Source organism: Cutibacterium namnetense, from assembly GCF_001642025.1.
Classification (GTDB): domain Bacteria; phylum Actinomycetota; class Actinomycetes; order Propionibacteriales; family Propionibacteriaceae; genus Cutibacterium; species Cutibacterium namnetense.
The window spans coordinates 39,483-53,201 of the sequence record NZ_LWHO01000005.1; the positions used below are offsets into that span (position 1 = coordinate 39,483).

Below are 13,719 nucleotides of genomic sequence, written 5' to 3' on the forward strand. Positions count from 1 at the left end.
CTGTTGTCGTTATAAATTGTCCGTATCGAGTTTAGCCGCTTACCCCTACTAGCCGGACACCACTTTATCGACGGCTATCGCGATGACGCAGCTGGGTGTCGATAGGCTGAACCCATGATCGCCAGGAGAACCATTCTTGCCAGCGGAGCTGCCCTTGTTGCTATTGGGCTGACGGGTTGTGATCACGATTCTCCTAAGAAGAAGGCGACGACGGTTCGTTCCACAGCAACGACCCCTATGCCGCACCGAAACGACGCGGTGTCGACGGAAGCACTACTAGCCGACCTCGCTAACAAAGCCGCTCGCAGCGCCGCGGACGGCCAGCGGACAGTGCTCAACGAAATCGCCGCAGCGCACCATCGCCACGTCCAGGTACTAAGCCAGTCCAACCCCTTCTCCGGCAGTACCGCCGTACCCTCCGCCACCGTGTCCCCCACCCTTCGCACCCAGGGGTCACCGCTGGCCCTGCTACAACAACACGAAAAGGCTGCCGCTACCCAGTATCTGGAGACCTGCCGGACAGCTCAGGACTCCTCTGAAACTCTGCTGTGGGCCAGCCTGTCGGTGTTCTGCTCGGCCTTCAATCCCACTGGTCCAGTTCCCCAGCCGACCCCAAAGGTCGTCCCAGTGACGGTGGGACAAGAACCTCTCGCCGACGCCCAGCAGGCGTTACTGTCCCACCTCAACGCCCTCGTTGCCGGCTTGGAGTGGGGTATCGGACGCCTTGAGGAGAACGACCCGCTGCGCACCTGGGGGTGGGACCGTCGAGAGAAAGTCCTTGCCCAGCGCGCAGAGGTGCGTCAAAACATTCGAGATGCTTCAGCAACGCCGACTCCCGACTTGCCCGGGTATCCGATGTCACCTGCCCCCGTCAACGATGCAGCGACCCGATCATTGTGGTCCGGGTTGGAAACGAATGTGCTCTCCGGTTGGGGCCGCGTTACAGGCGCCAGTGGGTCAGCAGCACGCCCCCATGCGGTTGCTGCGATGGTGACTCAAACCCAGGTTCTGGCCCAACTGGGTACCGGCGTGACGACCTGGCCAGGTTGGGTGTAAGCAAACCCTGAAGCCCCGAATCCCGTCTGATTAGACTCCCCAGATGAGCTGAACGAGCATTCGCACCGCCAGAACACTGGTAACGATGAGGAACACCGTCCGCACGAAGCTGTTGCCGTGTTTCATAGCCATTCGGGCACCAACCAATCCCCCGACAACGTTCGCGATAATCAGCGGCCAAGCGACATGCCACCAGACGTGACCGTGGATCGCCAGTGTGATGATGGTGACGAGATTTGTCACCGTGTTGCAAATCTTCGCCATTCCCGAAGCCTTGAGGAAGGAGTACCCACCCACGGCCACGTAGGTCAGTACCCAGAAGGTCCCGGCCCCAGGCCCAATAGCGCCGTCGTAGCAACCGAGGAATAGCCCGATGATCGGAACAAGGATTGGGTGTTTACCAGCCTCGCCATTGTGGCCCGTCCCCAGTGACGGCCTCCTCCAGGTATAGATGCCGATGGTGACCAGCACCACCAGGAGGATGGGGGTGTATACAGCCCGCGACATGTAAGTGACGATGCGCGCACCCACCACGGCACCCAGACCAGCTAGGCCAGCCGCCCACAGGAACATTCGCCAATCTGGGCGCTGTCTACGCAGATACCCCACTCCAGCAGTGAGGTTCCCGACGACCTGAGCTGTCTTATTCGTGCCCGCGATCGTTGCTATCGGCGTCTCGGCCGGCAGACCGACTAGCAGAGACGGCAACATGATGAGTCCGCCTCCGCCGACCACAGCGTTGATCCAACCCGCCCCGAAGGCGGCAAGGAGAAGACCAGCGAAGACCCAAGACGCCACGTGTCAACCTCTCTGCGACCCAGCAGTAGGGCCCCACCCCCGAAGGGGCAGGACCCAATTCGTGTTCTCGGTCAGAAAGTGGCTCAGGCCCAAGGATGCGCCAGCAGCAACTCCGTATTGTGATCGACCGATGTACCGAGCCTACCCACCCTCGTATGGAGGTCGTTCGCGCCAAACTCTCGGTACAGGCTGGCCAGACCGTCCGGGTCGGTCGTGTCGTAGTCGGCCTGGTACGGGGCATTGGACTCAATAAGCGTGGTGAAGATACTCACGGTGCCGTCATGATTGTCGGCAAGCTCGATGATGCGGGCCATCTGGGGGAAGTCGACGTGGGAAGCCGTGTTGATCTCCCACCAGCTGCGACGGGCATCGAGAGCATGATGGTGTGCGGTGATGTTGTTCGCATGCACGTGTCCATTGACCCAGGCAATCACGTTCGGGTAGTGCGACAGCAGGGAGACCAATTCCGGACCGAGGTGACGGATACCGGTGCCGTCGCCAGGGAGGATAGGGTTGTTCATCGTCATCGAGTCGTGGTGACTGAAAAGGACGAACATCGTGTCGCTCACGTCGTGATGATGACGCACCCCGAGATCGTCGTAATACACGCTGCTACCGGCGCGTAACACAGATTTAAGCCAGTTCCATTGACGGTCGTCGATAGAACCATCGGTGTACCCGGCCCGGTTGGTCGAGTCCAGGCTGATACCGGTTACGCCGTTGGCAATCGGGAAGGTGTAATAACCGCGCACGGCATTGAGATCATCCTCATGGAATCCATGGCCGTGCGGGCCCGCACCATCGATACCGTCGCGCAAATGAGCCTTGATGAACTCGAAGGGCGTGAAGGGCACCCGACGTTCATCCGCAGTAATTTGCCGGGTCAGTGAAGCGGCATCGTTGGACAGGGCTACCGGTCCGTTTCCCTGGGCTGCCTGGAGATAGGCCTTAGTATCTTTCTGGCTGGCGAAGCCGGTGATCTTGCGATCACTGGTGTACATCGCCTTCAGCAGACCCCAGTCAGAAGGCAAGGTGCCCTGGACTGAATCGTCGTGGTTACCGAATACCGCGTACCACGGAAGCTTCACGCCGGCGGAAGACACTGGGGCCATGACGCGACGGAAGTAGCCGTCTACCTGGGGGAAACCGGCGCGCTTATACATGTCGCTGCGATGCGATTCAGGATTGTAGAACAGCGGGTCCCCGAAGGTTTGCACACTTTCCCAGCGATCGCGTGCGCCGGTATTGGGAACGATCGTGCCACCAGACAACAACGTGAGGTACCAGTCGAGTTCGACGTGCTCATGATTATCGGTGTTGTCACCAGTGCTGACAAGAGCGTCAAAAGCTCGGCCAGTAGCCGGACCGCCCTGGAGAGAATTGACGCGGCGGACCAAGGAGGCCGTAGCTAGCGGACCCAGCGCTTCCTGCGGGCGGAAGGCCGGGCCAGCCAGCGGATGCATGAACTCGACCCTCATCGGCGACTGCACGTCGGTCACGTGCAAGTCGGTCACCTGAACGAACGACGCCAAACCATCGCGGCGATCGTCGCGCCCGCTCTTGCCCTTGGCGAGTTCCTCGCGTACGACAAGCGGGTAGCCGCGCTGCGCCTTAAGCCTGCGGTACCCGCTGCCCGGACCTCGCAACCCCACCTGTTCAAGGGTGGTGCCGGACGTGGAGTGGAGACGCTTCGACGCGTGGGCCAACGCCGGGGTGGTGCCGGTCACCGCCGCAGCGGCGACCAAGGTCACACCGCCGAGGAACGTTCGCCGTCCCAGCCTGTTCTTGGCCGTCTTATCGTCGTTTCTGGTCAACTCGTCTTCGTTCTCTGGCATCGTTCACCTTTCGCAAGGTTGAGGGGTCGTTCAGCCTGGTTTACGAACACCATTGTCAGGCCGCTACTGGGTCACTTCCGCACCAGATTTCGAGAACAGTTGGCAACCATGTAGCAACGTGTAGATGTCGGTCGGTTAAACGATCGATGCCACTTCGGCTCTCAGCGGCGTACCTCCTTGAGGACAACGGGCACAGCCTCGGCCACGTCAACCTGACGATTCTCGCCCGTGGCACGGTCGCGAACTTCGACTAAGCCGTCTTTGAGCCCCCGACCGACGACCACCGAGGTCGGCATACCGAGAATCTCACTATCAGCGAACTTCACTCCAGGGGACGCCTTGCGGTCGTCTAGAAGGACCTCGAGACCAGCTTCGGCCAGTTCACTGGCAATGCGCGTGGCCTCGTCGAGGACCTCCGCTGCCTTGCCGGTGGCAAGTACCTGGACGTCGAAGGGAGCGACCTCACGGGGCCAACACAGCCCCTTCTCGTCACAGGTGCCCTCAGCAATAGCGGCCACGGCACGGGAGACGCCCAGACCGTAAGACCCCATGGTCACCGTCACAAGCTTGCCATTGTGATCGAGCACCTTAAGTCCAAGAGCATCAGCATATTTCTTACCGAGCTGGAAAATATGGCCGATCTCGATACCGCGGGATAGGTGAAGCTCGCCGCTGCCGTCAGGGGCCGGGTCACCTTCGCGGATCTCGGCGACGTCAATGACGCCGTCAGGGGTGAAATCGCGACCAGCTACAAGATTGAAGACGTGCCGATCCTTCTGGTCGGCTCCGGTGATCCAGGAGGTACCGGTCACGACCCGGGGATCAACGAGGTATCGCACCTTCGAGGAGTTGTTCTCGCCGAGGGCACCCGGCCCAATGTAGCCCTTGACCAGCTGCGGATTGGCAGCAAAATCCTCTTCTGTGAAGGGCTCAACCACCGCCGGTTCCAGGGCGGCTTCCAGCCGCTTCTCATCAACCTCGCGGTCGCCAGGAAGCCCGATGGCCAGCGGCTCGCGGGTGCCATCAGGATGGGCCACCATGAAGACAACGTTTTTGAGGGTATCGGCCCCAGTCCACGGGCGATCCTCTCGCGGACGCACCTCATTGGCCATTCTGACGAGGGATTCGATGGTCGGGACGTCAGGGGTATCAACGATCTCGGCCTCCGGTAGCCCGTCGAGGGGCAGCGGATCAGGAGCAGCCATCTGGACGGCCTCCACATTGGCGGCGTAACCGCCAGAAGAACGGACGAACGTGTCCTCGCCGTTGGCTGCGACAGCCAGGAACTCCTCAGATCGGGATCCACCCATCGGGCCGGACATGGCCTTGACAATGGCGTAGTCAAACCCGAGGCGGTTGAAGATCCGAATGTAAGCATCGCGTTGAGCCTGGTAGGCATCATCGAGTCCCTCTTGAGCGACGTCAAAAGAGTAGGCGTCCATCATGACGAACTCACGACCGCGCAGGATGCCAGCGCGCGGGCGGGCCTCGTCGCGATACTTGTTCTGGATCTGGTAAAGGCACAGCGGCAGGTCCTTGTACGAGGAGTACAAGTCCTTGACCATGAGAGTGAACATCTCCTCGTGGGTAGGCCCCAACAACATGTCCACCCCCTTACGATCTTTGAGACGGAAGAGGTTATCGCCGTACTCGGCCCAACGACCGGTCTCCTTGTAAGGATCGGAAGCCAGCAGCGCAGGCAAGCACACTTCCTGAGCCCCGATGCCGGTCATCTCCTCACGGCAGATGGCCTCGATCCTACGCATCACCCGGAGCCCAAGCGGGAGCCACGAGTAGACACCGGGAGCGACCCGGCGGATATATCCAGCCCGAACGAGCCAGCGGTGGCTTGGAACCTCGGCATCAGCCGGGTCCTCTCGCAGGGTTCGGACGAATAGCTGTGACATGCGCGTCAACACGACGTGTACCTTCCCGGCCGTGCTCGACCCTCCGCCGCCCTTCGACGTGACCGGCAACGGCCATGTCGAATCCTAGCGGCACAGGCCAACGGCTCGGGCCAGCACTGCCCCCAAGTAGCACCGATAACCGTTCTCATTATACAGTTGGCCGGACATTACAGGAAGACAATGGAGGCCACCGTGAAACGGTTCGCATCGCTCCTTGCCGCCCTGCTGACGTTCCTGATGATCAACCCGTCATCGACGAACGCGGCAGCGCCGGATCATGAGCACCTGCACAACGGCCATGTCGACGCCACCCACACCGAGTGGGATCAGGCGACCGACGGGCCCACCACTCAAGCACTCGGGGATAGCAATGCCACCGACGTTCGCCCCTCGCCGGACCCCGCCAATAGCACCAGCACCGTGCTCGACCACGGTCACGCCGATGTCTTCCGAGTAGGATCGGCCCCCGATGGCGGCATCGACCTCAAACTCAAAGAAGACGTCACCGGCGATGGGGTGCTCCACACCCCCGAAAACGTCCTCCTCAAAATCAAAGATTCCGCTCTCACTGATATCCCTGCCAACTTTCCTGGCGCTCCTCAGGGATATGTCCTACCGCTGACGCAGAACCCGGATGTGCTCTGGCCAGGTTGGGAGACCTTCGACGTCAAACGCAACGGCTTCGATTCGGTCAACATCACGGTAAGCAACGTCAAGGGCCCCGGCAAGGTGCACCTGTTCTCCCAAGACTCCTTTGGCGAAGTTAAGCCTCTGCTTGACGGCAACACGACCGAACTACCCGGCACCATCACCGTCGCTCAGCCCTCCCATGTGCACGCCAACTGGGTGTTTGGCAAGACCGGCATTTACACCATGACCGTCCAGGCCACAGCACACAAGTCCGGCAAGAAGTTCCAGACCAAACCGCACACCTACACCTGGGTGGTCGGCGATACGACTGCCCTCCCTGAGCCGTGGGGACAGCCAACTCCACCACCGACGCCCACGTCAGCCCCAACAACTCCAAGCGTCGCCCCAACTCCGTCGCTTTCCCCCGTGCCCCGGCCGACGCCGAGCACCACCGCACCCAAGGCCTCGGTCACACCGACAGCAACCCCCAAGCCGGCCCCAACGCAGGAGCAAACCCGGCCCCGGAAGCAGACCCGTAAACCCGTTGTGAAGCCGAGAGCCAGCACAACGCCCTGCGCTAAAAAGCTGGTCCTCGACCACGGTCACTCCGACGTCTTCCGCGTCGGATCGGCTGCCAAGAATGGCCTCGATCTCAAGATCAAGGAAGACGTGACCGGCGAGGGGGTGCTCCATACCCCGGAAAGCGTGCTGCTGGCCGTTAAGGACTCTGCCCTAACGACCATCCCGAAGGGATACCCTGGCGCCCCCAAGGGTTACCTGCTGCCCATGACGCAGAACCAGAATCTGCTGTGGCCGGGCTGGGAGACCTTCGACGTCAAACGCAACGACTTTAATGAGGTCAAGGTCAACATCCGTACCGTCAAGGGCCCAGGCAAGGTACACCTGTTCTCGCAGAGCTCCTTCGGTAACGTCCAAGCTCTGCTCGACGGTGGTTCAACCACCCTGCCGGGCACTATCACCGTCAAGCAGCCGTCCCATGTGCATGCCAACTGGGTGTTCACCCAGCCCGGTCGTTACCAGATGACGGTTGATGCCACCGCCATCCGTAATGGCACGACCGTCAGCACTGGAGCCCACACCTACACCTGGGTCGTTGGTTCCCAGGCCATCACCGCTGCCAAGAGCTGCCCGACCGGTACCGTCGCCGGCACCCCGGCCCGCGGTAACGCTGACAACCCGGCCCGGGGCAAAGGCAGCAGCAGAGGTGGTTCCGACAGAGCCTTCGATGACCTTGGCATGGCCAACAGCCCCCGCAACAGCTCGAACAGACCGACCGGGGTGACAAGCGCCAGCGGCCCTTCCGTCAAGAAGGAAATCTGCCGCCCGGTGAAGATCGCGAACAAGGTAGCCGCAGCGAAAAAGACCGCTGCTCAGCCTGCTGGCCGGTCGGCATCCATCGCCACTGAGGGCCACTTCGACTGGGGCGTCCAATTGCAGTCCGGCAAGCTCATCTCAGCCGTTAAAGACGACCGCTCCGCCCCGGCGAAGTGGGTCGATCCATCGAGCATCGTGATGGCTGTTGGCGATAAAGCCAATACCACCGCCCCTGCCGGCATGGACTTCATTGCCAAGGGCGGCACCAAGGTATGGCTCATCGGTGCCACCCAGGTAGCCGGCGTGCCGTGGCTAGGCGTCAATACAATGCACGAATCCATCATCAACGGAACCACCGGCCCGGTTCACATGCACCTGGACAAGGTCAGTGGCCCTGGCAAGCTAGCCGTGTTTATGTCCGGCACCTTCGGTGGCGGCGTGGGACAGCGAGTTTTCGATAACGTCGGCGGACCCACCAGTTACACCATCCCGGCGAACACCCACGCCCATCCGAACTGGGTGTTCACCGCCCCCGGACACTACGCCGTGACTGTCACTCAGTCGGCCACAACCAAGGACGGCAAGAAGGTCAGCGCCACTGGCACCCTCCACTTCGCGGTAGGCATTGATGCCGCGTCGGTGGCGGCTTCCCTGGGCAAGGTGCCGGCCGCGGCCGGCACCGACGGGAATACCGATCCGGGCTACACCATCGTGGGCCGTACCCCTGATGGCAAGCCGTGTGATCTCAAAGCGACCGGCCTGCCAGGCTCCGGCGAAAACGGCGAGTCCGGTGACACCGGTATCGCCTCCCAGACCAACCAGGGTCTGGTGGTCGGAGCCTTCGCGGTTCTTGGCTTAGCCGGCGCTCTCCTCGTGGCGAGGAGACGACGCGGGTGAAAAAACGCCTGTTATGCGTCGTGGCCGCACTGAGTCTGCTGGCTGGGTGCGGCCACGTTCCTGCTTCCCGTGACAGGCTTTCCGTGGTGACGACTACGCCTATCCTCGCCGATTTGACCCGTCAGGTCGCCGGTGATCGTGCCACCGTCACCTCCATGGTGCCTTCCGGGGCAGACCCCCACACTTATGAGCCGTCGCTGCGTGACGTCCGGACCGTCGTGTATTCGAAGGTCGCGCTGTCGAACTACCTCATGCTCGAGCCTCATTCGGTCATCAAGACCATCGACGCTTCCCTACCCGCTGGGTCCATCAATGTCTCCCTAGCCGAGGAGGCCCAAAAGTACGGCGCACAGGTGATCCCGCTGGTTGAAAATGCCAACCTGGACACCGTGTGGCTAGGGCTGCGCATCATTGGCAAGGGTGCCGCACGGGGAGCCGACCGTTCCTCCTCGGTCCACCTTCAGCTGAAGTCGGTTGAAGGACCAGGGGACCTCACCGCCTATATCACTGGAACCTTTGGTCGACCTCAGATCTACTACTCGACGACTGACGGCATCGACGAGCGTGACGACGTAGAGCTTCCTACCGACGCCCACACCCACATGTCGTGGGCCTTCAGCAAACCTGGGGTGTACAAAGCGGTGTTCGCGGCCACCTTATCGACTCCCAAGGGCAACACGTCGATTGGCACGCAAACCCTGACGATCGCCGTCGGGGCCGATCCGCGAACTAACCCTGAACTCGCCGATCGAACTGTTGTCGACAAGGGACATGCAGACTTCTGCGCCGACATTGACGAGGCAACGATGACCATCCTGTCCGACCCGACCGGCGGCGGCGTACGCACCCAGAAGCGTCTGAACCCCGACAAGTCAGTCGTGTGGGTACCCCCGAAAGCCCTCACCGAGATACCGCCGTCACCGGCTTTCCGTTTTCTGGGGCATCCTGGGTCCTCAATCCACCAGCTACCTCAGGCTGTTCTCGGCGTCCACGTTCACGGTGAGATCGACCCCCACCTGTGGATGAGCATCAAGAACACCAAGGCCTATGTGCAGGTCATCCGTGACTCCCTTATAAAGGCTGATCCTCAAGGGGCGCAGACCTATCGCGAGAACACTACAAAATACCTGGCCAGGCTCGAAGAGACTTCGCACTACGTCGACCGCAAGATCGCAAGTATTCCGAGGGGACGGCGCCAGCTCATTACCAGTCATGACGCCTACGGTTACCTTGCTCAGGCTCACGGTATGCACATCGCTGGGTTCGTCACTGCCAACCCTGGCGTGGAACCGTCCATGGCCCAGCGACGCAAACTCAACCAGACCATCGCTGACCTCAAGGTGCCGGCGGTGTTTCTGGAGCCCAACGTGCTGCGTGGTTCCTCAGTACTAGCCGCGATCGCCGCAGACAACGGTGTCAAGGTGTGCCCCATCTATGGCGACACCTTCGACGACCACGTCACCAACTACATCGACCTCATGAGATTCGACGCCGACTCCCTAGCCAAGTGCTTGGGATGAGGCCCACTGTGGAGGTACCCATGATCAACCGTCCGCTGGCAGGCGTGTCTGCCATGCTCATTGCGCTCACCACTAGCTTCGCCTTGGTCCAGCCGGCCCAGGCGTCCCCCACTCCTGCGCCCGACCCAGCCCTCAAGCAGACCGTCACTGATAATGAGAAGGTGGCGAAAGGCCCGGCTGAGATCAAGCGCGGCCACGTCGACGTCGGCCCCCGCATCGTTGCCGGAAGATTCTCCCTGATGGCCCGTGATGACACTGCAAACCCGCCAGTCTGGCGCAGCACTGACGAAGCTGTGCTGCGCGTCGCTGACGCTTCGCGCGTCGACGTGCCCAACGACGACAGCTATTCCTTCTTGGGCACTGTGCGCGGGAAGAAGGCTTACGTCATTCCCCAGACCCAAGATCAGAAGGTCGTGTGGCTGGGCTGGAATACCCAGGCCCCTGAGATCGTCCAAAATTTCCGACGCGGAGCCGATCTCGTCTTCACGGGGCATGAGGGCCCAGGACAAGCCCACATGTTCATTGAGAACGGTTTTGACTCCCCGATGCCGCTGTACGACTCCACCAAGTCCGGCGAGCAGCTAGTTCACATGGAGGCCAACACTCATGTCCACGCTAACTGGGTGTTCTCTGATCCCGGTGCGCAGACCATCTCCGTCGATGTTCGCGGTACCGATGGCAAAGGGACTAAGCACTCTTACTCGACGAAGTTGAGGTTCGTTGTCGGCGACAAGGGATCCGCGAACGAAGCCCGCGCCATAGGGTCTTCACCATCAGCCGCTACATCTGTTGCTCCACCAGCTTCGTCGAGGGCCGCGGCCACTGAGATATCCTCCCCAGCTTCAACCGCGACTGCGAATTCCTCCGACGACTCCGACGATGACACCCCATGGGGACCTGCAATCGTTGCCGGAGTCGTCATCATTGGCATTATCGTCACCGCTTTGGTGGGACGCTCCAGGTCAAAGAAAATGCGCGACGAAGTATGGAATGAGGAAGGCACCGGCGCAAGCGAAACCAACAAGGATTCCGGAGACGAGCCCAGATGAATGACCTCGGATCCATCAAGATCTCTGACGTAGCCGTCAACTTTGGCGGGCTGCAGGTGCTCCACGATGTCAATATGTCGGCCGCCAAGGGCGACCTGCTAGCTCTACTCGGCCCCAACGGCGCTGGCAAGACCACTATCCTGCGCACCATGCTCGGCCTGGTGAAGCCAGCCAAGGGCACTGTTGAGGTCGCTGGCGCGTCTCCTGGTAAGGGATGGCGCCACATTGGCTACGTTCCGCAGCGCCACGAGTTTGCGTGGGATTTTCCGATCAGCGTCGCTGACGTCGTCATGAGCGGACGTACTCGCCACATCGGGTGGCTTCGTCGCCCTAGCAAGGACGACCACATCGCAGTGCGTGACGCCCTAAGAACTGCTGGAATGGCTGAGCTGGCTAACCGTACTGTTGGGGAATTATCGGGGGGTCAGCGTCAGCGCGTGCTCATCGCTCGCGCCCTGGCCACCCGTCCGTCGGTGCTACTCCTTGACGAGCCTTTCACCGGCGTCGATATGCCCACCCAGGAGCAGCTCACCGAGCTATTCATCAAGTTGTCGGAGGCTGGGACGACCCTCGTCATGACGACCCATGACCTGGCCCAGGCGATGGCCACGGCCGACCGGGTGTGCCTAGTTAACCGGACTGTCATCGCTGACTCGACCCCCCAACAGCTGCGCGACCCGGCCATGTGGATGCAGGCCTTCGGGGTCTCCGGCTCGTCGCCCCTGTTGAGGATCGTCGGCGCAAACGCCGCCTGAACGAAGGTAATCATGCTTTCCCCTCTCGACTTCTTATCTGACCTCACCAATCCCCTGCTGAGCTTCCTGCCAAAGGCGCTACTCGTCGCCGTGGTGTGCTCAGTAGTTGCCGGGGTCATTGGTTCGCACGTCGTCCTGCGCGGGATGGCATTCATCGGTGACGCCGTCGCCCACTCGGTGTTTCCCGGGTTGGCGGTGGCCTTCCTCATGCAAGGGTCGCTGCTGCTGGGCGGGTCCATCGCCGGGTTGACCACCGCGATCCTCGTGGCGATCGTTTCGCAGAATCGGCGCCTCAAAGAGGACTCGGTCATCGGCATCCTCTTCGCCGGGGCCTTCGCGCTGGGCATTCTCATCATCTCGCGGGCACCGGGGTATTCGGGGTCGCTGCAACAGTTCCTCTTCGGGTCGATCACCGGCATCACCAACGACGACATCGCCATCGTGTGTGTCACCGGGGCCCTAGTCCTTGCACTGGAACGGGCCGTCCACAAAGAGTTTGTTGCCGTCGGGCTCGACCGTGAGACAGCTAGGGCCTCAAACCTGCCGGTGTTCGCCCTGGACCTGCTGCTCTACGTCCTGGTGACGATGACTGTCGTCATCTCGGTGCAGGTCATCGGCAACGTCCTGGTACTGGCTCTGCTGGTGACGCCGGCTGCCACCGTCCGGCTACTCACCGACCGGCTAGGGCGGATGATGGTCCTGGCGCCAGTCATCGGTGGGCTGAGCGCCCTGGTGGGCCTGTACCTGTCGTGGTCGATCGATCTTCCGGCCGGTGGGACGATCGTCCTCGTGGCAACCACGGTGTTCCTAGCGTGCTGGCTGGTCGCCCCGCGCGGGTTGCTGGGGGCAGCGCGACGTCGGGCGGCATAGGGGGTCCTGCAGCGCACCCAACTCGACACGGAGAAGACATCTCAAGGACGGCCCCGTTCGCGCCTAAGGTATAGCGCTCACAACAGCCACGGGGTCATGACATATGATCCGTCAGCATCTGGCAAGGCCAGCGATTCAGCAACTGGAGCGGCCGTCTTCGATGTCATGGCCCGACACATCTTCTAAAACATCAGGTCGATCGACTCGCAAGTCGCAGACCCTCAGTAGAGAAGCGTCGCCATCGTCCCGATCCGCTCGAACCCGACTCTCCGGTAGGTGCGCAAGGCGCGGGTATTGAAGTCGTTGACGTACAGCGAGACGACGTCGTGATCGCGCCGGGCCAGCTCGACGACGGCAGCCATCGCCGGGGCGGCCAGCCCGCGTCCACGCCAGGCTGGATCCATCCACACTCCCTGAACTTGGCAAACATTCCCCCATGTGACGGCGACGTCGGACTTCCAGCGCACGACGCCGTCCGCAACGATGCCGAGGCCACGCCCCTGCCGTACGAGTTCGAGCATGTGACGTCGATACCCACCCCCGGAGTCCAGCGGGCTGACGCCAACTTCCTCGGTGTACATGACGACGGCGGCCCGGAAATAGGGCTCAAAGTCTCGCTCATCGATCCGGGTCACCCGAGGGTCCGGAGCCACCCGAGGCTGGCCCGACATCGCCAGCAGAGGTTGGCAGGAGCGCACCTCACGAGGCCTTCCCCAGGTGTCCGGACTGATCCGGGCCAGCCGCTCATACAGCGCCAGGACGGCCACATCCGTGCCCATGATCGACGAGGATCGCCGCCAACGTCCAACCTTCGACGCCAATGCGTCGACGACGGCGTCGTCACGACCGTCGTCGATCACCGGCACGAGATTGGCCCCAACGTGAACGAGCCCGACGAGTTCGCCGCCTCGGAAGACGCCGTGAACCGGGCAGCCCAGACGGTCACTGTCCAGCCCGCCCTGACGGATCCTCGACAACAGGAAGAGATTGGCGACGGGGGCACGCGAGAGGAACTCGATGGTCTGGCCCAGGTCAGCGTCGTCGAGCTGCCTGACGCGGATCCTCAC

Annotated in this window: 10 protein-coding genes; 6 read left to right on the forward strand and 4 right to left on the reverse strand. The window is 61.7% G+C overall.

From position 1 onward, the window contains the following. The first annotated feature begins 114 nt into the window (after positions 1–114). On the forward strand, positions 115–1,056 hold the full coding sequence (locus tag A5483_RS07140; protein ID WP_063811386.1) for a DUF4439 domain-containing protein: 942 nt from the start codon (positions 115–117) through the stop codon (positions 1,054–1,056). Between the two features lie 30 nt (positions 1,057–1,086). Here A5483_RS07140 and A5483_RS07145 read toward each other — a convergent pair whose 3' ends face one another. The 3 genes from A5483_RS07145 to A5483_RS07155 form a co-directional block, all read right to left on the reverse strand. Continuing rightward, on the reverse strand, positions 1,087–1,854 hold the full coding sequence (locus A5483_RS07145) for a sulfite exporter TauE/SafE family protein (protein ID WP_063811387.1): 768 nt from the start codon (positions 1,852–1,854) through the stop codon (positions 1,087–1,089). An 83-nt stretch (positions 1,855–1,937) separates the two neighbouring features. Next, positions 1,938–3,689: a TIGR03767 family metallophosphoesterase gene (locus A5483_RS07150; protein WP_063811388.1), complete on the reverse strand. Its 1,752-nt coding sequence runs from the start codon at positions 3,687–3,689 to the stop codon at positions 1,938–1,940. 161 nt (positions 3,690–3,850) lie between these two features. Next, positions 3,851–5,596, reverse strand: a complete 1,746-nt coding sequence (locus tag A5483_RS07155) for a proline--tRNA ligase (protein ID WP_063811442.1) — start codon at positions 5,594–5,596, stop codon at positions 3,851–3,853. Positions 5,597–5,776: 180 nt separating this feature from the next. On the opposite strand from A5483_RS07155, the gene A5483_RS07160 reads away from it, so the two are divergent. The 5 genes from A5483_RS07160 to A5483_RS07180 are packed head-to-tail and all read left to right on the forward strand — an operon-like array spanning position 5,777 to position 12,652. Further along, positions 5,777–8,458 carry a TIGR03773 family transporter-associated surface protein gene (locus tag A5483_RS07160; protein ID WP_063811389.1) on the forward strand — a complete coding sequence of 894 codons (2,682 nt, stop codon included), beginning with the start codon at positions 5,777–5,779 and terminating at the stop codon, positions 8,456–8,458. After that, on the forward strand, positions 8,455–9,978 hold the full coding sequence (locus tag A5483_RS07165; protein ID WP_063811390.1) for an anchored repeat ABC transporter, substrate-binding protein: 1,524 nt from the start codon (positions 8,455–8,457) through the stop codon (positions 9,976–9,978). The genes A5483_RS07160 and A5483_RS07165 overlap by 4 nt, the downstream gene beginning before the upstream one ends. After that, complete coding sequence (locus tag A5483_RS07170) at positions 9,975–11,027, forward strand: choice-of-anchor M domain-containing protein (protein WP_193790456.1); 1,053 nt, start codon at positions 9,975–9,977, stop codon at positions 11,025–11,027. The genes A5483_RS07165 and A5483_RS07170 overlap by 4 nt, the downstream gene beginning before the upstream one ends. After that, positions 11,024–11,782 (forward strand): anchored repeat-type ABC transporter ATP-binding subunit, encoded by a 759-nt coding sequence (locus tag A5483_RS07175; protein WP_063811392.1) that lies wholly within the window; start codon positions 11,024–11,026, stop codon positions 11,780–11,782. The genes A5483_RS07170 and A5483_RS07175 overlap by 4 nt, the downstream gene beginning before the upstream one ends. Positions 11,783–11,794: 12 nt before the next feature. Beyond that, the gene (locus A5483_RS07180) at positions 11,795–12,652 is read left to right on the forward strand and encodes an anchored repeat-type ABC transporter permease subunit (RefSeq protein ID WP_002548333.1); all 858 of its coding nucleotides are present in this window, start codon (positions 11,795–11,797) and stop codon (positions 12,650–12,652) included. A gap of 221 nt (positions 12,653–12,873) precedes the next feature. Here the strand turns inward: A5483_RS07180 and A5483_RS07185 are convergent, their stop codons facing one another. Beyond that, a complete protein-coding gene (locus A5483_RS07185; RefSeq protein ID WP_002548338.1) occupies positions 12,874–13,719 on the reverse strand; it encodes a GNAT family N-acetyltransferase in 846 nt (281 codons plus the stop codon).

What these genes read in the sequence shown, in the direction of transcription:
- A5483_RS07160 (WP_063811389.1), top strand. Translation starts at nt 5,777, where the DNA reads ATGGAGGCCACCGTGAAACGGTTCGCATCGCTCCTTGCCGCCCTGCTG.
- A5483_RS07150 (WP_063811388.1), bottom strand. Translation starts at nt 3,689, where the DNA reads ATGCCAGAGAACGAAGACGAGTTGACCAGAAACGACGATAAGACGGCC.
- A5483_RS07180 (WP_002548333.1), top strand. Translation starts at nt 11,795, where the DNA reads ATGCTTTCCCCTCTCGACTTCTTATCTGACCTCACCAATCCCCTGCTG.
- A5483_RS07170 (WP_193790456.1), top strand. Translation starts at nt 9,975, where the DNA reads ATGAGGCCCACTGTGGAGGTACCCATGATCAACCGTCCGCTGGCAGGC.
- A5483_RS07140 (WP_063811386.1), top strand. Translation starts at nt 115, where the DNA reads ATGATCGCCAGGAGAACCATTCTTGCCAGCGGAGCTGCCCTTGTTGCT.
- A5483_RS07155 (WP_063811442.1), bottom strand. Translation starts at nt 5,596, where the DNA reads ATGTCACAGCTATTCGTCCGAACCCTGCGAGAGGACCCGGCTGATGCC.
- A5483_RS07175 (WP_063811392.1), top strand. Translation starts at nt 11,024, where the DNA reads ATGAATGACCTCGGATCCATCAAGATCTCTGACGTAGCCGTCAACTTT.